18 protein-coding genes and 1 tRNA gene are annotated in these 23,499 nt (G+C 54.8%); 9 read left to right on the top strand and 10 right to left on the bottom strand.

Going from position 1 to position 23,499, the window contains the following annotated elements; translation table 11 throughout:
- Positions 1-9: 9 nt before the first annotated feature.
- Positions 10-2,328, bottom strand: a complete 2,319-nt coding sequence (gene yicI, locus GTGU_RS17965) for an alpha-xylosidase (protein WP_038160285.1) — start codon at positions 2,326-2,328, stop codon at positions 10-12.
- A gap of 9 nt (positions 2,329-2,337) precedes the next feature.
- Positions 2,338-3,726, bottom strand: coding sequence for a glycoside-pentoside-hexuronide family transporter (locus tag GTGU_RS17960; protein WP_038160282.1), 1,389 nt, complete (start codon positions 3,724-3,726; stop codon positions 2,338-2,340).
- Positions 3,727-4,015: 289 nt separating this feature from the next.
- On the opposite strand from GTGU_RS17960, the gene GTGU_RS17955 reads away from it, so the two are divergent.
- A tRNA-Sec gene (locus GTGU_RS17955) sits at positions 4,016-4,110 on the top strand.
- 226 nt (positions 4,111-4,336) lie between these two features.
- Here the strand turns inward: GTGU_RS17955 and GTGU_RS24950 are convergent.
- On the bottom strand, positions 4,337-4,507 hold the full coding sequence (locus GTGU_RS24950) for a YlcI/YnfO family protein (protein WP_072012015.1): 171 nt from the start codon (positions 4,505-4,507) through the stop codon (positions 4,337-4,339).
- 128 nt (positions 4,508-4,635) lie between these two features.
- Here GTGU_RS24950 and GTGU_RS17950 point away from each other — a divergent pair, with 128 nt between their 5' ends.
- Positions 4,636-4,917, top strand: a complete 282-nt coding sequence (locus GTGU_RS17950) for a SymE family type I addiction module toxin (RefSeq protein WP_038160279.1) — start codon at positions 4,636-4,638, stop codon at positions 4,915-4,917.
- 67 nt (positions 4,918-4,984) lie between these two features.
- Here GTGU_RS17950 and GTGU_RS17945 read toward each other — a convergent pair whose 3' ends face one another.
- Positions 4,985-5,632: an ECs1377 family protein gene (locus GTGU_RS17945; protein WP_038160276.1), complete on the bottom strand. Its 648-nt coding sequence runs from the start codon at positions 5,630-5,632 to the stop codon at positions 4,985-4,987.
- 375 nt (positions 5,633-6,007) lie between these two features.
- Between GTGU_RS17945 and ppc the strand changes: the two genes are divergently transcribed.
- The 4 genes from ppc (at position 6,008) to gldA (ending at position 11,624) form a co-directional block, all read left to right on the top strand.
- Positions 6,008-8,659 carry a phosphoenolpyruvate carboxylase gene (ppc, locus tag GTGU_RS17940; protein ID WP_038160273.1) on the top strand — a complete coding sequence of 884 codons (2,652 nt, stop codon included), beginning with the start codon at positions 6,008-6,010 and terminating at the stop codon, positions 8,657-8,659.
- A 93-nt stretch (positions 8,660-8,752) separates the two neighbouring features.
- The gene (locus tag GTGU_RS17935) at positions 8,753-9,613 is read left to right on the top strand and encodes a helix-turn-helix transcriptional regulator (protein WP_038160268.1); all 861 of its coding nucleotides are present in this window, start codon (positions 8,753-8,755) and stop codon (positions 9,611-9,613) included.
- A 235-nt stretch (positions 9,614-9,848) separates the two neighbouring features.
- Positions 9,849-10,511 carry a fructose-6-phosphate aldolase gene (gene fsa, locus GTGU_RS17930; RefSeq protein WP_038160264.1) on the top strand — a complete coding sequence of 221 codons (663 nt, stop codon included), beginning with the start codon at positions 9,849-9,851 and terminating at the stop codon, positions 10,509-10,511.
- A gap of 9 nt (positions 10,512-10,520) precedes the next feature.
- The gene (gldA, locus tag GTGU_RS17925; protein ID WP_038160261.1) at positions 10,521-11,624 is read left to right on the top strand and encodes a bifunctional L-1,2-propanediol dehydrogenase/glycerol dehydrogenase; all 1,104 of its coding nucleotides are present in this window, start codon (positions 10,521-10,523) and stop codon (positions 11,622-11,624) included.
- A 42-nt stretch (positions 11,625-11,666) separates the two neighbouring features.
- On the opposite strand, the gene metF is transcribed toward gldA, so the two are convergent.
- The 3 genes from metF to metB all read right to left on the bottom strand — a co-directional run bounded on the left by metF (position 11,667) and on the right by metB (position 16,349).
- Positions 11,667-12,560 carry a methylenetetrahydrofolate reductase gene (metF, locus tag GTGU_RS17920; protein WP_038160257.1) on the bottom strand — a complete coding sequence of 298 codons (894 nt, stop codon included), beginning with the start codon at positions 12,558-12,560 and terminating at the stop codon, positions 11,667-11,669.
- Between the two features lie 193 nt (positions 12,561-12,753).
- Positions 12,754-15,186, bottom strand: a complete 2,433-nt coding sequence (locus tag GTGU_RS17915) for a bifunctional aspartate kinase/homoserine dehydrogenase II (protein WP_038160254.1) — start codon at positions 15,184-15,186, stop codon at positions 12,754-12,756.
- A 2-nt stretch (positions 15,187-15,188) separates the two neighbouring features.
- On the bottom strand, positions 15,189-16,349 hold the full coding sequence (gene metB / locus GTGU_RS17910; RefSeq protein ID WP_038160252.1) for a cystathionine gamma-synthase: 1,161 nt from the start codon (positions 16,347-16,349) through the stop codon (positions 15,189-15,191).
- A 265-nt stretch (positions 16,350-16,614) separates the two neighbouring features.
- Here metB and metJ point away from each other — a divergent pair, with 265 nt between their 5' ends.
- Complete coding sequence (metJ, locus tag GTGU_RS17905; protein ID WP_038160250.1) at positions 16,615-16,932, top strand: met regulon transcriptional regulator MetJ; 318 nt, start codon at positions 16,615-16,617, stop codon at positions 16,930-16,932.
- 82 nt (positions 16,933-17,014) lie between these two features.
- Here metJ and GTGU_RS17900 read toward each other — a convergent pair whose 3' ends face one another.
- The 3 genes from GTGU_RS17900 to rpmE form a co-directional block, all read right to left on the bottom strand.
- Complete coding sequence (locus GTGU_RS17900) at positions 17,015-18,538, bottom strand: MFS transporter (RefSeq protein WP_038160247.1); 1,524 nt, start codon at positions 18,536-18,538, stop codon at positions 17,015-17,017.
- A gap of 76 nt (positions 18,539-18,614) precedes the next feature.
- A complete protein-coding gene (locus GTGU_RS17895) occupies positions 18,615-19,295 on the bottom strand; it encodes an oligogalacturonate-specific porin KdgM family protein (RefSeq protein ID WP_038160245.1) in 681 nt (226 codons plus the stop codon).
- Positions 19,296-19,651: 356 nt separating this feature from the next.
- On the bottom strand, positions 19,652-19,864 hold the full coding sequence (rpmE, locus tag GTGU_RS17890) for a 50S ribosomal protein L31 (protein WP_038160243.1): 213 nt from the start codon (positions 19,862-19,864) through the stop codon (positions 19,652-19,654).
- A gap of 206 nt (positions 19,865-20,070) precedes the next feature.
- Between rpmE and priA the strand changes: the two genes are divergently transcribed.
- Positions 20,071-22,266 (top strand): primosomal protein N', encoded by a 2,196-nt coding sequence (gene priA, locus GTGU_RS17885; RefSeq protein WP_038160241.1) that lies wholly within the window; start codon positions 20,071-20,073, stop codon positions 22,264-22,266.
- A 151-nt stretch (positions 22,267-22,417) separates the two neighbouring features.
- Positions 22,418-23,446 carry a DNA-binding transcriptional regulator CytR gene (gene cytR / locus GTGU_RS17880; protein ID WP_038160238.1) on the top strand — a complete coding sequence of 343 codons (1,029 nt, stop codon included), beginning with the start codon at positions 22,418-22,420 and terminating at the stop codon, positions 23,444-23,446.
- Positions 23,447-23,499 lie beyond the last annotated feature (53 nt).

Genomic DNA, 23,499 nt, shown 5'->3' with positions numbered 1-23,499 from the left:
TCAGCACCGTTACAGCGTGATCACCAGTTCATTATGCTCTGGCGTCACCACCGCGCCCCATTCACTGCGGGTCACCGTACCGCCCTGCACCTCTGCCACCTGCGGCACATTGCGCAGGCACAGCGACCAGCCGCAAGCTTCGCCTTCACCTTTGACGGTTACGCTGTTGCCGCAGCGCGTCGCTTTTAGCGTAAAGACAACCGCTCCGTTCGCCGCCGGCACCTGACTTATCGCCTCCGCACCATCAACCAAGTTAAACAGCTGGAACGCCGTCCCCTCATGCCAGGCGTAATCCGGCTTCTGGCTGTTATTCCCCAGCGCCAGTAACGTGTTTTCCCGTACGTAGACTGGCAGGCTGCGGAAATCATGCTGCTGTTTCAGCCAGCGACCGCCCTGTACTTCATCGTTGCGCCACAGATGCGTCCAGCGTCCTTCCGGCAGGTAAAACTGTACGTCACCCGCTTCCGAGAAGACCGGCGCAACCAGCACCGCATCGCCAAGCATGTACTGCCTGTCGAGATAGTCGCAGGCGGGATCATCCGGGAACTCCAGCATCATGGCGCGCAGCATCGGCGTTCCGGTCTCGTGAGCCAGCGCGGCCTGACGGTACAGGTACGGCATCATCCGGCATTTCAGTTCGGTAAAGTGACGCACCACGTCGCAGGATTCCTCGTCATAGGCCCACGGGACGCGATAAGATTTGCTGCCATGCAGACGACTGTGGCTGGAGAGCAGGCCGAACGCGCACCAGCGTTTATAGACGTGCGCCGGCGCAGTGTTTTCGAAGCCGCCAATGTCATGGCTCCAGAATCCAAAGCCTGACAGGCCAATCGACAGCCCGCCGCGCAGGCTTTCCGCCATCGATTCATAGTTGGCATAGCAGTCGCCGCCCCAGTGCACCGGAAACTGCTGTGCGCCAACAGACGCTGAGCGGGCAAACAGCACCGCCTCCTGCTCGCCCACGGTCTCTTTCAGCACGTTCCACACCAGTTCGTTGTAGATGTACGCATAATGGTTGTGCATTTTCTGCGGATCGGCACCGTTATGCCATACCACATCGGTGGGAATGCGCTCACCAAAGTCTGTTTTAAAGCAATCGACGCCGATATCCACCAGCCCTTTCAGCTTACTGGCGTACCACGCACAGGCTTCCGGGTTGGTGAAGTCATAAATCGCCAGCCCCGGCTGCCATTTATCCCACTGCCACAGCGAGCCGTCCGGGCGTTTGAGCAGATAATCTTTCTCTTTCAGGTCCCTGAATACCGGGGATTTCTGCCCGATGTACGGATTGATCCAGACACAGATTTTAAGCCCTTTCGCTTTCAGGCGGCGGATCATCCCTTCCGGATCCGGGAAGGTCACCGGGTCCCACTCGAAATCGCACCACTGGAATGCCTTCATCCAGAAACAGTCGAAGTGAAAAACGTGCAGCGGCAAGTCACGTTCGGTCATGCCGTCGATGAAACTATTGACCGTCGCTTCGTCATAGTTAGTGGTAAACGAGGTGGTGAGCCACAGGCCAAACGACCATGCAGGTGGCAGCGCCGGGCGCCCTGTCAGCCGTGTGTAGCGTTCGAGCACCGCTTTCGGCGTCGGACCGTCAATCACGAAATACTCCAGATATTCCCCTTCGACGCTGAACTGCACCTTCGACACTTTCTCCGAGCCGATTTCAAACGACACGCACTCAGGGTGATTCACCAGCACGCCATAGCCACGGTTGGTGAGATAGAACGGGATGTTTTTGTAGGACTGCTCGGTACTGGTACCGCCGTCCCGATTCCAGGTATCGACCGTCTGGCCGTTGCGCACCAGCGCGGTAAAACGCTCGCCAAGGCCATAGACCGTTTCCCCGACGCCGAGATCCAGTCGTTCAAACAGGTAATTGCGTGCGGTGTTGGAGTCCTGCACGTAGCCGTTATTCTTCACCTGACTGCCGGTGATGCGCTCGCCGTTGCGCAAAAAATCCAGTGACCAGAACTCGCCTTTGGTGACGCGAACGCTCAGATTGCCGCTTTTCAGTTCGGCAAATTCTGCGGTGTTCTGCATTTCGACATTAACGTCTTTCTGTACATTCAGCGGATAGTGCGGGCCGTTGTCGATGGCACCCTGAAAGTGTTCAATGCGTACGCCGACCACACCTTCCTGCGGTGAGAAAAAGCGAAGGGTGAACAATGGCGTATCCAGTTGCCAGGTCCGTTCCCGGACGTCGCGCGGGGCGGCGTAAACCACCATCTCGTTGCCCTGTTGTTCGACATCGAACACCTGGATCGGGTGGATCAGAGTGAGCCCGGGTTGGATCAGCCAGTTTCCATCACTGATTTTCATCTTTCATCCTCATAGTTCTTTGCTAACCGGTAGCTGTTCAAATTCCTGTTGATGACGACGTGCGCCCTGCGCAAGTTCGCTCATGATCTTCGCCAGATAGGGGGTTTTCAGGGTGTAGTAACGTCTGGCGATCACTGCACTCAGCAGATAACACACCGCCGGGACAAGAGTGAACAATGCAATGATGATGCTGATGGTGGCGCTGTTTTGCGTTTTCGCCGCAGCGTCATAACCGCCGCCCGCCAGCATCCAGCCAATCAACGCGCCACCCAGCGCCAGGCCGAGTTTCAGCACAAAGAGGGTTCCGGCAAAGCTGATACCGGTGAGGCGTTTGCCGTTGCGCCACTCGCCGTAGTCGACGGTATCAGACATCATCACCCACTGGATGGGCGTTACCAGCTGGTGCAACACGCCAATGACGAAAATGAACAGGAACATGGTGATGTCGTCGTTCAACGGCACAAAGAACATTGCCACGCTTAATACCGCCAGCGCGGCGTTGGTCCACCAGAACACGCTGACTTTGCATTTCCAGTCAGTCAGTGGCTTCGCCAGCGCCGAGCCAATCAGGTTGCCGACGCAATAGGTACCGAGGAAAGCGGCAAACAGCGCGGCATCGCCCATGATCCAGGTGACGTAATACATCATCGCCCCGCCACGCACACAGACGGCGAGGATATTGAGAATGGTGAGCAGCCCGACGATGCGCCACTGGTCGTTCTGCCAGATATCACGCAGATCTTCACGCATGGAAGCGGTGCTCGGCGGCACCTGAATACGTTCTTTGGTGGTAAAGAAGCAGAACGCCAGCATCAGAAACGCCACGACGGAGAGCACTGCAATCCCGCCCTGAAAACCAAACGCTTTATCCTCGCCGCCAATCAGCTTCACCAGCGGCATCATCAGCACCGTGGAGAGCATGCCGCCTGCCGTCGCCAGCACAAAGCGCCAGGACTGCAGCGATATGCGCTGTTTCGGGTCATCGGTAATCACGCCGCCCAGCGCGCAGTAGGGAATATTGACGATGGTGTAGAGCAGGGTCAGCAATGTGTAAGTCACTGCGGCGTAAATCAGCTTGCCGTTGTGGGAAAGATCCGGCGAGCTGTAGGCCAGCACGCAGACAATGCCAAACGGAATGGCACCGAAAATGATCCACGGACGGAATTTCCCCCAGCGACTGCGGGTGCGGTCGGCAATCAACCCCATGCATGGGTCTGAAATCGCATCCAGCGCACGGGCCAGCAGGAACATGGTGCCGACGAAGCCAGCGGGAATACCAAAGATGTCGGTATAGAAAAACATCATATACAACATGACGTTATCAAAAATGATATGGCTGGCGGCATCCCCCATGCCGTAACCAATCTTCTCTTTGACGGACAATACTTCACGTTTCATTTTCTCATCCTTTTGCGCCTGAAGAGGGCATTGAAACCGGTTACGGGATTTTTAAACCATCGTTTCGGACGCTGGTATTCCAAAATCTGGTTATCAAATTACGTTTCTTGCTTTCTGTGATCGCGGTCGGACGGAAGAGTGTGTGAAAATGTAACTAGCGGATTTTATGAGGGTTTATGCAACGCAGGTTATCGCAGGGCAAAATGATGCGAAAAAAGTTCATGAAGTGATGTGGTAAATGCCTGAAAGTAGCTATAATGCGCCCGCCTCCATGTAGCAATGCAGGCGCGGAAGATCGTCGTCTCCGGTGAGGCGGCTGGACTTCAAATCCAGTTGGGGCCGCCAGCGGTCCCGGGCAGGTTCGACTCCTGTGATCTTCCGCCAAAATGTCTTGTTTTGCACTCTCCTTGCATCAACAAATCCCCTTTAGCCAGGCTATTACACAGCACGTCAAAGTGATCTACGAAGAAGAAAAACCTGAACAAATACGCAACCTGTAAGTTTTACTTACAAGTTCAGCAGAAAGGAGCCCGTTGGTAAGTCAGTGTGAACATCCCTGATTTCTACGAGCAAAATCATCTCAAAAGATAGAAAACTTCTATTATCAGGATTAGATGCGACTCGTTTTGCTCAAACGCATCTTGCATGCCTCTTTCACCCACTTACTGAAATTCCCCTTTCCAGCAACTTTCTCAATCTGTTCTAAAAGCTCATCCTCAAATCGAATGTTCTTCATCGTGCTTTTTTTGCGGTCGAAATCGGCTTTCTTTTTCTCTTGCATGGTAGGTACCACTTCGGTTAGGTTGTGTCCATGTGGTACCTACCACATGAAATTTCACATCTGACAACGCTCAAAGGTGCGCCAACACCAGAGAGCGTCTAACCGCACCAACTATCAAGGAGTTGATTATGGCTGATTCGCATTCTACCCCAGACGTTACCGAAACCGGAACTGAGCGCAAGATAATTGTGGGATACCGCCCGCAAGGTCTCGATACCAGCACACCGAGCATGCACCTTTCCGGCAAATGGATGCGTGCGGCCGGGTTTGATACCGGACGTCACGTCACCGTAAAAGTGATGCAGGGTTGTATTGTTCTGGTGGCATACAGCGAACAGGAGCAAAAGCTGCTGGATGAATTAACCCAGGCGAAGCAAAAGCTGAAAGGTATTGAAACGGCGTTGAATTAGCCTGCAAGGGTGATAAACAGGTTTAATGGAGTTGTTCGGTTAAACCGAACAACTCCGCTGAATATAGCTATCCAACTTTTACCTCAGCGTTTTCACCCCGATACACCGGCACCAGCCTTGTCGTACCGGTAATATTATCGGAGACACTCGTCTCAGACGTGGCGATGCGCATGCCCGATTTTCGCAGTCGCTGTATCTCTGCGGCGACGCGCTGAATGCCGAACCAGAACAAAGCGTCGAGCGCGGTGACCTGCAGTCCGCTTTCCAGCGCCAGTTTGAGGCGATCGCGCGGGGCTTTCACCTCTTTGGCGATCTGCTGGAAAGGGGTCGCCATCGTGCCGGTGGGATCAACCCGGCGGATGCGGGTCGAGAGGCGATACTGAAATTCATCGGGGATTTCGCTTAACGAGGTGTTAAGGCTGTAAACGCAGCCAAAACGCTTACCGTTAAACGTCGCACTTTTCTGGCTGAGCTGAAGCTCGTCCCGCAATCCGGCGATCAACTGCGGCGCGCGGGTGAGTAACAACCGGAAGGGAAGCTCGAAGCTGGTGACGTAATCCACATTCAGCAGCGCAATGCGCAGGCGCTCCTCCGCTCCGGCCTGGAGCTGGCGGCACTCGTCCAGCACTTCACGCCACTGATGGGTGAGTCGAGATGGCTCATCGGCTTCCGTAAAACTATATTTTTCAATTTGATAGTCAATTCGTTCGGTCATATCCGTTCGCCATCATCGGTTGATTTTTGCACGCCGGTTATTTTATCTACAGGAACACAAAACAGGAAGCCGTAACACCGATAATATGCCGGATATCAATGCACAAGCTTGATATGTCAGTCCGATAAATCATCCCAACAGGCAGCGCAAAAAACCCGTGATCCTGTTCACATTTCTATAAGCATTACTTATCTGACACAACGCAAATTAACTTTTGCAAATTACCTGTGTTTTTTCGTCTGCTGAACCGTTTTCGCAGCAATTGACGTGGGGGTTTTTACGTGGCTTTATAAAAGACGGTGTCTTTTTGTCCGCCGTCCGGTTCACGGGCGACAGGCATAACAAAATAAAATGAGATGGGGTGTCTGGGGTAACATGAACGAACAATATTCCGCTTTGCGTAGTAATGTCAGTATGCTCGGCAAATTACTGGGCGACACAATTAAAGATGCACTCGGTGAAAACATTCTTGATCGTGTCGAAACCATCCGTAAGCTGTCCAAATCGTCCCGCGCGGGTAATGAAGCTAACCGTCAGGAACTGCTCACCACGCTGCAAAATCTGTCTAATGATGAGCTGTTGCCTGTTGCACGCGCTTTCAGCCAGTTTCTGAATCTGGCCAATACCGCCGAGCAGTATCACAGCATTTCGCCGAAAGGCGAGGCCGCCAGCAACCCGGAAGTCATTGCCCGTACGCTGCGTAAGCTCAAAGACCAACCCGATCTCACCGAAGACACCATTAAAAAAGCCGTTGAGTCTCTGTCACTGGAGTTGGTGCTCACCGCGCATCCGACCGAGATCACGCGTCGTACGCTGATCCATAAAATGGTTGAAGTGAACACCTGCTTAAAACAGCTCGACAATAAAGACATCGCCGATTACGAACGCCATCAGTTGATGCGCCGCTTGCGCCAGCTGATCGCCCAGTCCTGGCACACCGATGAAATCCGTAAATACCGCCCAAGCCCGGTGGATGAAGCCAAATGGGGCTTTGCGGTGGTGGAAAATAGCCTCTGGGAAGGCGTACCGAATTATCTGCGTGAGCTGAATGAACAGCTCGAAGAACACCTTAACTACCGCCTGCCGGTAGATTTCGTGCCGGTCCGTTTCACCTCCTGGATGGGCGGCGACCGCGACGGCAACCCGAACGTGACTGCCGATATCACCCGTCATGTGCTGCTGCTGAGCCGCTGGAAGGCGACTGACCTGTTCCTCAAAGACATTCAGTTGCTCATTTCAGAGCTGTCGATGGTCGACTGCACCGACGAACTGCGCGCGCTGGTTGGTGAAGAAGGTGCTACCGAACCTTACCGCTATCTGATGAAAAAACTGCGCAGCCAGTTGATGGCGACGCAGGCCTGGCTGGAAGCGCGCCTGAAGGGCGAGAAATTGCCAAAACCGGCCGGATTACTGACGCAAAACGAGCAACTTTGGGAACCGCTGTACGCCTGTTACCGGTCTCTCCATGCCTGCGGGATGGGGATTATCGCTAACGGCGAACTGCTCGACACGCTACGTCGCGTGAAGTGTTTTGGCGCTCCGCTGGTACGTATTGATATTCGTCAGGAAAGCACCCGCCATACCGAAGCGCTGGGCGAGCTAACCCGTTATCTTGGTATTGGCGACTACGAAAGCTGGTCAGAAGCTGACAAACAAGCGTTCCTGATCCGCGAACTGAATTCCAAACGTCCGCTGCTGCCTCGCCAGTGGGAGCCAAGCGACGACACCCGCGAAGTGCTGGAAACCTGCCAGGTAATTGCCGAAGCGCCACGTGGTTCCATTGCGGCGTACGTTATCTCAATGGCGAAAACGCCGTCTGACGTGCTGGCCGTGCATCTGCTGTTGAAAGAAGCGGGGATTGGTTTTGCGCTGCCGGTCGCACCGCTGTTCGAAACCCTTGACGACCTGAACAACGCCAACGAAGTGATGACCCAGTTGCTCAACATCGACTGGTATCGCGGCTTTATTCAGGGCAAACAGATGGTGATGATTGGCTATTCCGACTCCGCGAAAGATGCGGGCGTGATGGCCGCCTCCTGGGCGCAATATCAGGCCCAGGACGCGTTAATCAAAACCTGTGAAAAAGCGGGCATTGAACTGACGTTGTTCCACGGACGCGGCGGTTCAATTGGTCGTGGTGGCGCGCCAGCACACGCGGCGCTGCTCTCACAACCGCCGGGCAGCCTGAAAGGCGGTCTGCGCGTGACCGAGCAGGGCGAGATGATCCGCTTTAAATACGGTCTGCCGGAAGTCACCATCAGCAGCCTGTCGCTTTATACCGGCGCGATTCTGGAAGCCAACCTGCTGCCGCCGCCGGAACCGAAAGCGGAATGGCGCCACATCATGGACGAACTGTCTGACATCTCCTGCGAGATGTATCGCGGCTACGTGCGTGAAAACAAAGATTTCGTCCCCTACTTCCGTTCGGCAACGCCGGAACAGGAGTTGGGCAAACTGCCGCTCGGTTCGCGCCCGGCGAAACGCCGCCCGACCGGTGGTGTGGAATCCCTGCGCGCCATCCCGTGGATCTTCGCCTGGACGCAGAACCGCCTGATGCTGCCCGCCTGGCTTGGCGCAGGTGCCGCATTGCAGAAAGTGGTTGAAGACGGCAAGCAGAACGAACTGGAAACCATGTGCCGTGACTGGCCGTTCTTCTCGACCCGTCTCGGCATGCTGGAGATGGTTTTCTCCAAAGCGGACCTGTGGCTGGCAGAGTATTACGATCAGCGGCTGGTGAAACCGGAACTGTGGGGGCTGGGCGAAGAGCTGCGTAAGCTGCTGGAAGCTGACATCAAAGTGGTGCTGGCCATCGCCAACGATGCGCATCTGATGGCTGATCTGCCGTGGATTGCCGAGTCCATCCAGTTACGTAACATCTACACTGACCCGCTGAACGTGCTCCAGGCAGAGCTGCTGCACCGTTCACGCCTGAGCGAGGAGAAAGGCAATGCGCCGGATCCGCGTGTTGAGCAGGCGCTGATGGTGACGATTGCCGGGGTCGCGGCAGGTATGCGTAACACCGGCTGATTGACGCTGTTTACTAAAAGGGCCACACCTTGTGTGGCCTTTTTTGATCGCAACAGGTAAGGTTGCCTCGTCGCAACAGGAATGAGAAACATCATGCGCCACGATATCAGCTATCTCCTGTCCAGGATCATCAACAGCCCCACGCTGCTGCGCCATGTCTTTTTTGCCAGCACTACTGGCGCAATTCCTGACGTTGCGTATCAGGTCCCTTTCCCTCGTCTGGAGATCGTAATCGAAGGTCAGTTGCTGGATTCCGGCATTGTCGGAGAACAGGCGCTGATGAACGAAAACGATGTGCTGTTCGTGCCCGCCGGTGGCTGGAATTTCCCGCAATGGCGCGAGCCGGTCACCACGTTAAGTATTTTATTTGGCAAACAACAGCTCGGTTTTAGCGTCCAGCACTGGGATGGTGCCGTACTGCATAACCTGAATAAAGAGAACGTCGCCCGTCGCGGGCCGCGCGTGGGCTCCTTTTTACTGCAGGCGATCAATGAAATGCTGATGCAGCCGCATGAGCAATCTACAGCCCGGCTAATCATTTCCAGCCTGCTAAGCCATTGCGCTGATCTGCTGGGCAGCCAGATACAGACGGCGTCGCGCAGCCAGGCGCTGTTCGAAGCCATCCGCGAACACATCGACACTCACTACGCATCACCGCTCACCCGCGAGTCGGTGGCGCAGGCGTTTTATATCTCACCCAATTATCTGTCGCACCTGTTTCAGAAAAGCGGCGTGATGGGGTTTAACGAGTATCTGAATCATACGCGTCTGGAACATGCCAGAGCGCTACTGAAGGGCTATGACCTGAAGGTAAAAGAGGTGGCGCATGCCTGCGGTTTTGTCGACAGCAACTATTTCTGCCGCTTGTTCCGTAAAAATACCGAACGTTCACCGTCGGAGTATCGTCGCCAGTACCATAGTCAGCTGACGGAAAAGAAACCCACGACAGAATGAGACACATCGAGGGAAGAGAAAAACGCGATTCACTGGATTTTTGTACGTTTGCGGGTGAAGCCCGCCTGCTTTTTACCCTTTCGCCTCCCGGCTCACTGTGGCTTCTTATAAAGCGTGATCTACATCTCATTCCTCTTTTGACATTACATTTGTCCAGCGTATGGCAGATTTGTCAGATAGCGGGAGATAGCCTGTCGCCCTATCCTGTCTGCATCACTATTGAAGGGGAAACCGCATGGAACTCTATCTCGATACCGCGAACGTCGCCGAAGTTGAACGCCTTGCCCGTATTTATCCACTGGCCGGCGTCACCACCAACCCGAGCATTGTTGCCGCCAGTAAAGAGCCGCTGTGGGAGCTGTTGCCCCGGCTACAGAACGCGGTCGGCGAAAATGGAACATTGTTTGCCCAGACCATGAGCCGTGATGCCGCAGGCATGGTCGCCGAAGCCAAACGGCTGAATAACGCGCTGCCAGGTATCATCGTAAAAATTCCGGTTACGGCGGAAGGGCTTGCGGCGATTAAACAGCTGAAACGCGAAGGGATCCCGACGCTCGGCACGGCGGTGTACAGCGCTGCACAGGGCTTGCTGGCCGCACTGGCCGGGGCAAAATATGTTGCACCTTACGTCAACCGTGTGGATGCGCAGGGCGGCAACGGTATTCAGATGGTACAGGAGTTACAAACGCTGCTGGCACTACATGCGCCGCAAAGCAAAGTGCTGGCTGCCAGCTTCAAAACGCCGCGCCAGGCGCTCGACTGTTTACTGGCTGGCTGCGAAGCAATCACCCTCCCCTTAGATGTAGCGCAACAAATGCTCGGCACGCCTGCGGTAGAGTCGGCTATTGAGAAATTCGAGCAGGACTGGAAAAACGCATTTGGCACTCTCAACCTTTAAGGAGTGAGTATGGACAGAATCATTCAGTCACCTGGCAGATATGTTCAGGGCGCAGATGTTCTGACCCGCCTTGGTGATTATCTCAAACCGATGGCAGATCGTTGGCTGGTCGTGGGCGATAAGTTTGTGCTGGGCTTTGCCGAAGCCACGTTGCGCAAAAGCCTGGGAAATGCCGCATTACACTGTGAAATTGCGCCATTTGGCGGCGAATGTTCGCAAAACGAAATTGATCGCCTGCAGGTCATCGCCAGCCGCGCAGAGTGCAGCGCGGTGTTGGGCATTGGCGGCGGCAAAACGCTGGATACCGCCAAAGCGCTGGCACATTTTATGGGGCTTCCCGTGGCGATTGCGCCAACCATCGCCTCCACAGACGCCCCGTGCAGCGCGTTGTCGGTGATCTACACCGACGCCGGTGAGTTCGACCGTTACCTGATGCTGCCGCACAATCCGAATCTGGTGATCGTTGATACCAAAATTGTGGCAGGCGCTCCTTCACGACTGCTGGCATCCGGTATCGGCGATGCACTGTCGACCTGGTTTGAAGCGCGCGCCTGCGCCCGCAGCGGCGCGACGACAATGGCAGGCGGCAAATGCACCCAGGCCGCGCTGGCGCTTGCCGAACTGTGCTACAACACGTTAATTGAAGAAGCGGAAAAAGCAATGCTGGCGGCAGAAAAACATGTCGTCACCACGGCGCTGGAGCGCATCATCGAAGCGAATACCTACCTCAGCGGCGTCGGTTTCGAGAGCGGCGGGCTGGCCGCGGCGCACGCCATCCACAACGGCCTGACCGCCATCCCGGACGCTCACCATTACTACCACGGTGAAAAAGTCGCATTTGGGACGTTAACCCAACTGGTACTGGAAAACGCGCCGCAGGAGGAGCTGGAGACTGTCGCCGCGCTCTGTTACGCCGTCGGCTTGCCGATAACCCTGGCAGGGCTGGATATTGAAGACGATATCCCGACCAAAATGCGCATCGTGGCGGAAGCGGCGTGTGCGGAAGGCGAAACCATTCACAATATGCCTGGTGATGTCACGGCCGATCAGGTCTATGCGGCGCTGCTGGTTGCCGACCAGTTTGGTCAGCAATGTCTGCATAACTGGGAATAATGTTGTTATAGCGTACGTGCTTCAGGCACGTACGCTCATGATTCAGACGTTCGGGCGAACGCCCAGCGTGTGGCAGATCGCGTAGCTCATTTCGGCGCGGTTCAGCGTGTAGAAGTGGAAATCCTTAACCCCTTCACGGCTGAGGATCTTCACCATGTCCATGGCAATGTTAGCGCCCACCAGCTTGCGGGTTTCCGCGTCGTCGTCGTCCAGCCCTTCAAACATTGCATCCATCCACTTCGGTACGCGAACGTTGGTCATGGTGGCGAATTTCGTCAGCTGTTTATAGTTACTGACTGGCAGGATCCCCGGCACGATTTCCACATCAATGCCGGTCGCCACGCAGCGATCACGAAAACGCAGATAGCTTTCCACATCAAAGAAAAACTGGGTGATCGCGCGATTCGCGCCCGCGTCGATTTTACGCTTCAGGTTGATGAGATCCGCCTGCGCGCTTTTGGCTTCCGGATGGACTTCCGGGTACGCGGCGACGGAGATATCGAAATCACCCACTTCTTTCAGCAGTGCGACCAGATCGGACGCATACATATCCGGTTTACCACTGCCCGGCGGCAGGTCGCCGCGCAGTGCGACAATGTGGCGAATGCCGTTGTTCCAGTAATCCCGCGCGATGGTGCGCAGTTCGTCACGCGTGGCGTCGATACAGGTCAGATGTGGTGCTGCTTCAAGCCCGGTACGCTCTTTAATGCCTTTAATGATGCTGTGCGTGCGATCGCGTTCGCCAGAGTTCGCGCCATAAGTAACGGATACAAATTTCGGCTTCAGGCTGCTCAGGCGATCAATTGAGGCCCACAGGGTTTGCTCCATTTCACTGGTGCGCGGCGGAAAGAATTCAAACGAAACGTTAATCTGGCCATGGAGTTCTGCCAGACTCTGATTCAGGGCTTCCCGCTGGTTGGCGTGAAAAAAGCTCATACCTTACCTCATCAATCTCATGTCGTTGTCTGTTGTGTTTCGAACTTCTATACGTTTAGACGTCCAGATGTAAAAATGACGGAAAAGCGGGATGCCGTCAACAGAAATATCACGATGAAGGCTGAGGAAATTTCAGGCAAGTTGAAAAAAGTTCATGATGCCCTCTCTGAAGAGAGGGCATGCGGAAGGAGAATTACAGCAGTTGCGCCAGACGGTTAATGTCTGACTGGATGGCGCCTGCGGTGACATCGCGTCCGGCACCCGGACCGCGGATCACCAGCGGGTTATCTCGGTACCAGCGGCTTTCGATGGCGAAGACGTTATCGCACGGCAGCAATGCGGCCAGCGGGTGTTCAGCGCGAACGGCTTCGACACCGACGCGCGCTTTGCCGTTGGCGTCGAAACGCGCGACATAACGCAGTACCAGCCCCAGCTCCTGTGCAGCTTCCAGACGCTGCAGCATCTGCTCGTTAAGTTCATCGCCGTTTTCAAAGAAGTGGTCGATGGATCCCTCTTCGCAATGCAACGGCACCAGCGACTCAACGCGAACCTGATCCGGTTCGATGTCATAGCCCGCTTCACGCGCCAGGATCACCAGTTTGCGCATCACATCCGTCCCTGAAAGGTCAACGCGCGGATCCGGCTCGGTCAGCCCCTGCTGCCAGGCCTGATCGACCAGGTCGGTAAACGGCACGGTGCCATCGAATTGCAGGAACAGCCATGACAGCGTGCCGGAGAAAATACCGCTGAGCGACAGGATCACGTCACCGCTTTCCCGCAAGTCACGCACGGTATGGTTCACCGGTAAGCCCGCGCCGACGGTCGCGTTATACAGCCAGTGACGACCGGTTTTTTCAAACGCGTCGTGGATCTGGCGGTATTTGTTACTGGAACTGGCACCCGCCAGTTTATTGGCGCTGATGACGTGGAAACCGTGACTGGCGAAATCGAGGTACTGATCGGCCAGTTGCTCGCTGGCAGTAACGTCCAGCACCACCAGATCGTCATACGGATGGGCGCGCATCCACAAGAACAGCGACTCCTCGTCTTGTTCGATTGCTTCGTCGTTGAAGAAGGCCAGCGCCCGGCTGGCATCCAGCCCGTCGTAATTCAGCAGGCTGCGGCGGCTGTCCACCACCCCGGCGAGAATAAACTCAAACCCGGTACGCGCCGAGAGCGTGCTCTGCTCGCGGGCAAACAACTCCAGCCAGCGGGAGCCGATATTGCCTTTGCCGAACAGCACCAGGCCGATACGTTTCTCGGCGCGGAACAGCGACTGGTGCAACCCCTGGATCAGGCTTTCCGTCGGGCCGGTACGCAGCAGTGCGACGAGGCTGATCCCCTCTTCCGATTGCCAGGTGAACTCTACCGGCTGGCCTTTTAGCTGCTGCCAGAAACGGTGGCAGTGCAGCGGGTTACGGGTGACGCCTGCGCCAACCATCGCTACCAGCGCCAGCCCCTGGCGCAGACGCAGCTCGCCCGGCAGCCCGGCTTCATCCAGCAGTTTCAGGGCGCTGTCGACCACTTCTGAGGTGTAGCAAAACTGCAGCAACTGGCGATCGGCATGAACCCCCACCGCCAGAGGACGCATCTGCGCGCGCTTGAGAATGACATCAATATCTTTATGCGCCTGTCTGAAGTCCTGGCTGGCGGGGACATGGAACTCAATCAGGCACACATCGTCATGGCTGGTGACAATGCGCGCCCCGGTACCCGACGCCAGTACGCGTTCGATACGCGTTGAGCCCTGATCTGGCGTGTAGCTACAGCGCAATTGCAGATCAATATCGCTGCCGGAAACCGGCTGAAGCGTACGCGCGTGCAACACTGGTGCCGCCAGACGCGCCAGTTCGCTGGCTTCATCCAGACGCAGCAGCGGCAGCAGACAGGCATCTTTGACTTTACGCGGGTCAGCGCTGTATACCCCGGCGACGTCACTCCAGATGGTGACGCGGGAAACGCCCGCCAGCGCGCCAACCTGGGTGGCGGAATAGTCGGAACCGTTACGGCCCAGTAGCACCGTTTCCCCCGCGTTGTTGCGCGAGATAAAGCCCGTCACTACCAGACGTTTATTCGGATGTTGCGCCAGCAGGTGTTGCAGCAACGGGTAAGAGAGGCCTTCATCCACCTGCGGTTGTGCGGCGCGTTCGGCACGCAGGAATTCACGCGCATCCAGCCAGACGGCGTCCAGCCCTTGTTCCCGCAGTACGGCGGACATCAGGCGCGCTGACCATATTTCGCCGTGGCCAACCACTTCCGCATACACCGCGTCAGTCACACCACCGTCGAGCAGACCCGCCAGACGCTCAAGATCGTGAATAAACTCACTGATCATGCCATCAGCAATCCCGGCAGGCAGCAGCCCGCTAATCAATTCCGTCTGATAACGACGCAATGCCTGCTGAACCTGATGCGCAGAGAGGCGATCAGTCTGGCTTAATTTCAGCCAGCTGATCAGCTGGTTGGTGGTGCTGCCCGCCGCAGAGACAACCATCATATCGCCCGGCATCGAATATTCCGTCATGATGCCTGCGACTCGCAGGTAACACTTCACATCCGCCAGACTACTACCACCAAATTTGTGCAGCTGACGACCCTTCGCCCCTGCCTGCGCAATCACACTCATGTTTACCCCTCTGCTGCGATCCGGAAGCCATTTTCCAGATCGGCAATTAAATCTTCACCGTCTTCAATACCTGTAGAGATGCGTAGCAACGTCTCAGAAATGCCTGCGGCGGCACGCGCTTCCGGCGCCATGCCCGCATGCGTCATGGTCGCGGCATGGGAGATCAGGCTTTCAACACCGCCGAGCGATTCCGCCAGTGTAAACAGCGACAAACCGCTCAGGAAACGGCGCAGCGTTTGCTCGTCACCATCCAGTTCAAAACTCAGCATCGCACCAAACCCTTTCTGCTGACGCGCCGCAATCTCATGTCCCTGGTTTTCTGGCAAAGACGGATGATACAGCTTTTTCACCAGCGGTTGCTGTTTCAGATAATCAACAATCGCCTGGGCGTTGCGCTGAGCGACCTCCATACGCGGCGACAGCGTACGTAATCCTCGTAATAACAGATAGCTATCAAACGCGCCGCCAGTGACGCCAATATTATTGGCCCACCAGGCCAGTTCAGTCACGACGTCCGGATCTTTCGCAATCACCACGCCTGCAACGACATCGGAATGACCATTCAGGTATTTCGTGCAGGAATGCAGAACCAGATCAGCACCCAGCGCCAGCGGATTCTGTAACGCCGGGCTTAAGAAGGTGTTATCCACCACGCTAATCGCCCCGGCTTCACGCGATAGACGACAGATTTTCTCAATATCGACAACGCGCAACAATGGGTTACTTGGACTTTCTACCAGCACAAGCTTCGGTTTTTCTGCCAGCGCTGCTTTCAACGCCGCGTCATTTCCCTGATCGACAAATAAAACGCGGTAGCAGCCGCGTTTCGCCAGACTGTCGAACAGACGATAGCTGCCGCCATAACAGTCATGCGGCGCGACCAGCAGATCGCCAGGATTAAGATAAACGGTAGTCACCAGATGGATAGCCGACATGCCGGTGTTAGTCAGTACCGCGCCCGCACCGCCTTCCAGCTCCGCCAGCGCTCGTTGGACGACATCACGCGTCGGGTTACCGCGGCGCGAGTAGTCATGCGCGCGGGGTTCATTAAAACCGGTGAAATTGTAGGTGCTGGAGAGATGAATCGGCGGGACAACGCAACCGTACTGTTCGTCGTCATTTAACCCGCTACGCACTGCGATAGTGGCCTGTTTACGCGTCATGTCTGGGCTTCCTGGCTTAATCGGTGAAGGTCAGGGCACAGAGTAACCACTGCCACATTAGACGTCAATACATCTGGACATCTAAATGTCTTTGCGTATAGATTGAGCAAACGACAAATAGCCGTTAAAATTATATGCATTAGCGCACATCTGTTGAGGCTTTCCCCGTGTCACGGCTGCGCCTCTACGGTAAAATACGCACGTTTATGGTCTGAGCGACAGCTTCTGGCCCTTTATTAATGACTGACAGGATTAAAGGTATCTCATGGCTGAATGGAGCGGCGAATATATCAGCCCATACGCTGAGCACGGTAAGAAGAGTGAACAAGTAAAAAAAATTACGGTTTCCATTCCTCTGAAGGTGTTGAAAATCCTCACCGATGAACGTACCCGTCGTCAGGTGAACAATCTGCGTCACGCCACCAATAGCGAACTGCTGTGTGAAGCGTTTTTGCATGCTTTCACCGGCCAACCGCTACCTGACGATGCTGACCTGCGTAAAGAACGTAGTGATGAAATTCCGGAAGAAGCGAAAGTGATCATGCGCGAACTGGGAATCGACCCGGAGACGTGGGAATACTGACGCGTTGATGGCGGTGAGTATCGGCCAATCATGTCAGTCATCCATGCCCGGCGGTACAACGCCACCGGGCAAATATTATCTGTTAGCTTTGTAGCGCCTTCTGCCGGTTCAGGTAACCAATCGTATTGTTACCCCATAGCTTCTCATAAGGCATCCCTGCCAGCATCTCTACCGTCTGACGTGCCTGCGGAGTGATGGCCTCTGGCGTCAGTCGACCCGCCACGCGCATTTTCAGGGTTTCCTCACGCAGCACACTGTGCGTCTTGAGATTCAGGCGGAACTTCAGGGAGATCAAAAAGCCAATCAGCAAAACGCATACCGTACCCACGCTGAGGATCATCAGGATGGTGTGACTCACGCCGGGAACCTGCGTAGGCTGGCCGGATACAAAGCCGGAAAGCTGCATAACGATACCCACCAGCATGACCGCACCTGCCTGCGAGGCTTTACGCGTCAGCGTCATAATCCCGGCGAAAATCCCCTCGCGACGCTGACCGGTGACCACTTCATCGACGTCAGCAATATAGGTATAGATATTCCACGGAATATAGTTGATGCCACCGCGACCCAGGCCGGCAATGGCAGAGATAAGCAGCAACAGTGAGTAGTTGTCGCTCATCCCGCTATAATAAAGCCCGGCATAGGACAGCGCACTGAGGCCAAATAACGTGACCACCACCCGGTAGGAAGGCGCCTGTCCAAAGCGGATGCACAGCGGGATCATCGCCATTACAGCAATAAATTGCAGAATCGCCATGGTTCCCATCAGGTCAGAGGCCAGCGTCGGGCTTTGCATCAACACAAACACCACGTAGTAGGTAAATACGGCGTTAAAGACATCCTGTGCGATATAGCCGCCCAGGTACATTCCAAGGTGTTGGCGGAAAATGCGGATGCGGAACGTTGAACTCAGTTCAATGATCAGTCGATGCAGGCTTTGGCCGAGTGTCAGTTTTTGCGCCTGAGCGGCAAGCTCTTCTTCACTGCGATCGCGCTCCCAGGTAAAACACCACACCAGTGTCAGCACGATGGCGCACATGATGGAAAATACCAGGCTGGCGTAGAAGAAGGAGATCGCGTTGTCTTTACCGAAGTGGTTCAACAATATACCGGGCAAAAACGCCGCAAGGATCGCTGAAAGCTGCGCCATACCAATACGCGCGCCGGAAAATTTGGTTTTTTGTTTGAAATCATCCGTCATCTCCGGCACCAGTGTTTCATAAGGCACCAGGATCATCGTGTAGACCACATCAAACAGCAGATACGTCACCAGATAATACCAGTATCCCATATCGCCCATCCACATCAGGCTATACGAGAAAACACAGGGGATCCCCAGTAAAATAAAGAACTTACGGCGACCAAAACGCTTTCCTGCCCACGTATTACCGAAGTTATCAGTAAGATAACCCATCAGGGGGCTTACCACGGCGTCCAGTATTCTTGCCATGGCGAATATAAAGGTCGCTTCAATCGGTGTTAATCCACAAAACGTCGTGTAGAAATAAAGTAACCATGCTGCTGTGAGCGCTGTCGTCCCTGCGCCCAGACAATCCCCGGAACCATAGGCCAGGTAATTGACAATGCCAATTTTGCGCTTATTCATTTTTTCTTTCCTGCTATATACACAACAGAATTCAATACGCTGCCATAAATTACTCGTTATTTAATGGCATCGCAGGTCAGAAGTTATAACCAATGCCGACACGATAACGGGTTTGTCGATCAGACGTTGTCGTGGTGTTATAGCCGGAAGAGACATTACCAATTTCAGCAAAAGGAACCCAGGATCCAAATTTGTAAGCCACGCGGAAGTTATATTCGTAATCTTCTTTTTTGTTGTTATATAAATCTTCGCTATCGGCAATTTTATAAATGCCATTTAGCTCAAACATCCAGTCAGCGATGTTATAGCCGATCCAGGCTTCAGGGCGGTACACCATACGGTCATCCTTACCATCGGCGTTTCTGCGCGCATACTCCTGGCGATAGCGGAAGGCGGTCCACCAGCTATCGTTAATGTTGTACTGTACGCGGATATAAGGCTTATAGATCGTGATGTTATCACCTGTTTCAACCGCGATCCCAGGCTGCCAGATCAGATCCTGCCAGGTGAACTGGTAACTCGCCGTATACTCGTTGCCATTGCTTTCCATGTTATTCCAGGCACTATTCGACTGTGCATCATCGGAACGAGAAATGGCTTCTACAGCAACCCCAAATCCTGTTGCAAAACGATGTGACATATAAATACGGTCATAGTTACGTCCGTCATCGTAATATTCATGACGGTAATCAACATAACCTGCTTGCGCGGTACAAGATAATAACGGAATAAGTAATAAAGCATATTTTATTTTCATGACTAACCCTCTCAAAAAGTGAGATCCCAGCAAGAGAATAACCCTGCGATTTACACCAAAGTAAAAATCACAAAGTCTGATAACAGGATTATGTAGCGTCATGAACTCTATGGCAGCGCCATCATAAAAACCTTTTAAATTTTGCCACAAAATAAAATTGATGGCAGAAAACGAAAGGTTACAAAGACCGAGATCAATAATAAAAACAATTTATCATTAAATAAGAAACATCGTTTCATTTAAAGAACTGGCGACTTCGATAAACGTTGCGCTACACAATCAGGAAAGGGCCGTGCGATGATGAAGAGCAGAGACAAAAAAAAGCGCCTCGCGGCGCTTTTTTCTGGAAGCAAATCTTATTTGCTGCCCGGGATGCTGAAACGCTTGTTGAAGCGGTCTACACGACCACCGGTCGCAACGTCACGCTGCTTACCAGTGTAGAACGGGTGGCATTTGCTGCACACGTCCAGGTTCAGATCGTGACCCACGGTAGAATGGGTTTTGATCACATTACCGCAAGAGCAAGTTGCAGTAATTTCTACATAATTCGGGTGAATACCTTTTTTCATGGGAAACCTCAGTTAAGGCCGCGTCGCTCTTCCAGCCCTAACGCCGGACACCACGCGATGTTAATAATATAGGTAGTTTAACGCGACTATTTCGCATTAAAGGCGGCGAATCATACAGAATTTAACCATCGGATGCAAACTGATCCGCACGTCCCCGTCGTGTAATGTGTATACTAACGCGCCACTTTTCAAGTCAGGAAGATTCAATGCTCGTTGCTCACGTTGCCTTGCCCGTTCCGTTGCCCCGCACTTTTGACTATCTGCTGCCTGACGGCATGGATACCAAAGCCGGGTGTCGCGTACGCGTGCCGTTTGGCAAACAGGAGCGGATCGGCATCGTGGTCTCGGTGAGCGAGAAAAGCGAGTTGCCATTTGATGAATTGAAAATCGTGGCTGACGTGCTGGATAACGAATCAGTCTTCACCTCTACCGTCTGGCGAATGTTGCTGTGGGCTGCGGATTATTACCATCATCCTGTCGGCGATGTGCTTTTTCACGCCTTACCCGTCCTGCTGCGCCAGGGCAAACCGGCCAGCCATGCGCCGCTGTGGTACTGGTTCGCCACGGAACAGGGCCAGGCGGTCGACATTCATAGCCTGAAGCGTTCGCCAAAACAACAGCAGGCGCTGGCCGCGCTTCGCCAGGGGAAAATCTGGCGCCATCAGGTCGCGGAACTCCATTTTACTGACGCCACACTACAAACGCTGAGAACGAAAGGGCTGTGCGAACTGGCGAACGAGATGCCGCCCTTAGCCGGCTGGCACAGCGACTACGCGGTGGCGGGCGAGCGCCTGCGGCTCAATACCGAGCAAGCCACCGCCGTCGGCGCCATTCACAGCGCAGCGGATCGCTTTTCCGCCTGGCTGCTGGCTGGCGTCACCGGTTCCGGAAAAACCGAAGTCTATCTGAGCGTACTGGAAAACGTACTGGCGCAGGGAAAACAGGCGCTGGTGATGGTGCCGGAAATTGGCCTGACGCCGCAGACCATCGCCCGTTTTCGTCAGCGCTTTAACGCCCCGGTGGAAGTGCTGCATTCCGGCCTCAACGACAGCGAACGCCTGTCCGCCTGGCTGAAAGCCAAAAATGGCGAGGCGGCGATCGTTATCGGCACGCGTTCTTCCTTATTTACGCCGTTTAAAAATCTCGGCGTCATCGTTATCGATGAAGAGCATGACAGCTCATATAAACAGCAGGAAGGCTGGCGCTATCACGCCCGCGATCTGGCGGTCTACCGCGCACACAGCGAGCAAATCCCGATTGTCCTCGGTTCGGCGACGCCCGCGCTGGAAACCCTGCACAACGTCCGCCAGCGCAAATACCACCAGCTAAACCTGACGAAACGCGCCGGTAACGCGCGTCCGGCAAATCAACATGTGCTGGATCTCAAAAGCCAGCCGCTACAGGCCGGACTATCGCCTGCACTGATGAGCCGCATGCGCCAGCATTTGCAGGCGAACAATCAGGTGATCCTGTTTTTGAACCGCCGTGGTTTTGCGCCTGCGCTGCTGTGCCACGACTGCGGCTGGATTGCCGAATGCCCGCGCTGTGACAGCTATTACACGCTGCATCAGACGCAGCAGCAGTTACGCTGCCACCACTGCGACAGTCAGCGCTCGGTGCCGCGCCAGTGTCCGTCGTGCGGCTCCACACATCTGGTGCCGGTCGGACTGGGGACAGAACAGCTTGAGCAGGCGCTTGCCCCGCTGTTTCCGGGCATACCCGTCTCCCGCATTGACCGCGACACCACCAGCCGCAAAGGTGCGCTGGAAAAATATCTGGAAGAGGTGCATCGCGGCGGCGCCCGCATTCTCATTGGCACGCAGATGCTGGCGAAAGGCCACCATTTCCCGGACGTCACGCTGGTGGCGCTGCTGGATGTCGATGGCGCGCTGTTCTCAGCCGATTTCCGCTCGGCGGAACGCTTTGCGCAACTGTATACCCAGGTCTCCGGTCGCGCTGGTCGCGCCGGGAAACAGGGCGAGGTGATCCTGCAAACCCATCACCCGGAACACCCACTGCTGCAAACGCTGCTGCATCAGGGCTATGACGCCTTTGCTCAACAGGCGCTGGCCGAGCGTCAGACCATGCAGCTCCCACCGTGGACCAGCCACGTGCTGATCCGCGCGGAAGATCATAACAACCAGCTGGCACCGCTGTTTCTGCAGCAGTTGCGCAATCTGATTCAGGCAAGCCCGCTGGCGGACGACAAACTATGGGTACTTGGCCCGGTACCTGCGCTGGCGCCGAAACGCGGCGGTCGCTGGCGCTGGCAAATTTTACTGCAACACCCTTCCCGCATCCGCCTGCAACATATCGTGAGCGGCACGCTGGCGCTCATTAATACGCTGCCGGAATCACGCAAAGTGAAATGGGTGCTGGATGTTGATCCAATTGAAGGCTAAGGCCTTTCCCTGCGAGCCAGATCGAGAAATTCAAGATTCATCACATTTTTCATGAAAATTCTGTAACTCCCATGACCCACTATCTGATAAAAATGTGAGCTTGAGTCAGAGACAACGGATGTGTCTGTGCCCGTCAGTGAGGAGAAACCAGGTGAAGCCGAAAAAAGAGGTCGTTGCTGCTACTATGAGGGACGTTGCCATAAAGGCCAACGTCTCAACAGCAACCGTGTCCCGTGCGCTAATGAATCCCGACAAAGTGTCGCAGGCCACCCGCAACCGGGTTGAGCAGGCGGCGCTGGAAGTTGGCTATTTACCGCAGTCACTCGGTCGCAACATGAAGCGCAACGAATCGCGTACCATTCTGGTGATTGTCCCGGATATCTGCGATCCCTTTTTCAGCGAAACCATCCGCGGTATTGAAGTCACCGCAGCAAAGCATGGCTATCTGGTGCTGATTGGCGACTGCGCGCATCAGAATCAGCAGGAAAAAACCTTCATTGATCTGATCATCACCAAACAGATTGATGGCATGCTGCTGCTGGGCTCACGGCTGCCGTTCGACGCCAGCATTGAAGAGCAACGCAATTTGCCGCCGATGGTGATGGCCAACGAGTTCGCGCCTGAGCTTGAATTGCCGACTGTTCACATCGACAACCTGACCGCCGCCTTTGACGCCGTTAATTATCTCCACGAACTGGGCCATGAGCGAATTGGCTGTATTGCGGGTCCCGAAGAGATGCCGCTGTGTCACTACCGCCTGCAGGGCTACGTACAGGCGCTGCGTCGTAACGGCATCACGGTTGATCCGCACTATATTGCGCGCGGCAATTTCACCTATGAAGCGGGCGGCCAGGCGCTGGAACAACTGCTGGCGCTGCCAAAACCGCCGACGGCAGTGTTCTGCCACAGCGACATCATGGCGCTGGGTGCGCTCTCGTATGCGAAGCGTCGTGGGCTGAAAATCCCGAATGATTTGTCTCTTATTGGCTTTGATAACATCTCGTTATCGGAGTTTTGCGACCCGCCGTTGACCACCGTCTCTCAACCGCGTTTTGATATCGGCCGCGAGGCGATGCTGTTGTTACTGGACCAGTTGCACGGGCAAAATGTCAGCAGCGGCTCGCGTTTACTCGACTGTGAACTGATTGTTCGTGGTACTACGCGCAAAATAAATCCCTAAAGCAAACGGCTTTCGGACACGGTCATCTGGTCAAAGCCCCGCCGCTTAAGTAA

Origin of the sequence: Trabulsiella guamensis ATCC 49490 (assembly GCF_000734965.1) — a bacterium.
Classification (GTDB): Bacteria; Pseudomonadota; Gammaproteobacteria; order Enterobacterales; family Enterobacteriaceae; genus Trabulsiella; species Trabulsiella guamensis.
The sequence above is the reverse complement of the archived record's forward strand: the minus strand, read 5'-3'. Positions and strand labels throughout refer to the sequence as shown.

What these genes read in the sequence shown, in the direction of transcription:
- GTGU_RS17960 (WP_038160282.1), bottom strand. Translation starts at nt 3,726, where the DNA reads ATGAAACGTGAAGTATTGTCCGTCAAAGAGAAGATTGGTTACGGCATG.
- metF (WP_038160257.1), bottom strand. Translation starts at nt 12,560, where the DNA reads ATGAGCTTTTTTCACGCCAACCAGCGGGAAGCCCTGAATCAGAGTCTG.
- rpmE (WP_038160243.1), bottom strand. Translation starts at nt 19,864, where the DNA reads ATGAAAAAAGGTATTCACCCGAATTATGTAGAAATTACTGCAACTTGC.
- ppc (WP_038160273.1), top strand. Translation starts at nt 6,008, where the DNA reads ATGAACGAACAATATTCCGCTTTGCGTAGTAATGTCAGTATGCTCGGC.
- GTGU_RS17915 (WP_038160254.1), bottom strand. Translation starts at nt 15,186, where the DNA reads ATGAGTGTGATTGCGCAGGCAGGGGCGAAGGGTCGTCAGCTGCACAAA.
- yicI (WP_038160285.1), bottom strand. Translation starts at nt 2,328, where the DNA reads ATGAAAATCAGTGATGGAAACTGGCTGATCCAACCCGGGCTCACTCTG.
- gldA (WP_038160261.1), top strand. Translation starts at nt 10,521, where the DNA reads ATGGACAGAATCATTCAGTCACCTGGCAGATATGTTCAGGGCGCAGAT.
- GTGU_RS17950 (WP_038160279.1), top strand. Translation starts at nt 4,636, where the DNA reads ATGGCTGATTCGCATTCTACCCCAGACGTTACCGAAACCGGAACTGAG.
- GTGU_RS17935 (WP_038160268.1), top strand. Translation starts at nt 8,753, where the DNA reads ATGCGCCACGATATCAGCTATCTCCTGTCCAGGATCATCAACAGCCCC.
- metJ (WP_038160250.1), top strand. Translation starts at nt 16,615, where the DNA reads ATGGCTGAATGGAGCGGCGAATATATCAGCCCATACGCTGAGCACGGT.
- GTGU_RS17900 (WP_038160247.1), bottom strand. Translation starts at nt 18,538, where the DNA reads ATGAATAAGCGCAAAATTGGCATTGTCAATTACCTGGCCTATGGTTCC.
- GTGU_RS24950 (WP_072012015.1), bottom strand. Translation starts at nt 4,507, where the DNA reads ATGCAAGAGAAAAAGAAAGCCGATTTCGACCGCAAAAAAAGCACGATG.
- priA (WP_038160241.1), top strand. Translation starts at nt 20,071, where the DNA reads ATGCTCGTTGCTCACGTTGCCTTGCCCGTTCCGTTGCCCCGCACTTTT.
- fsa (WP_038160264.1), top strand. Translation starts at nt 9,849, where the DNA reads ATGGAACTCTATCTCGATACCGCGAACGTCGCCGAAGTTGAACGCCTT.
- GTGU_RS17895 (WP_038160245.1), bottom strand. Translation starts at nt 19,295, where the DNA reads ATGAAAATAAAATATGCTTTATTACTTATTCCGTTATTATCTTGTACC.
- metB (WP_038160252.1), bottom strand. Translation starts at nt 16,349, where the DNA reads ATGACGCGTAAACAGGCCACTATCGCAGTGCGTAGCGGGTTAAATGAC.
- GTGU_RS17945 (WP_038160276.1), bottom strand. Translation starts at nt 5,632, where the DNA reads ATGACCGAACGAATTGACTATCAAATTGAAAAATATAGTTTTACGGAA.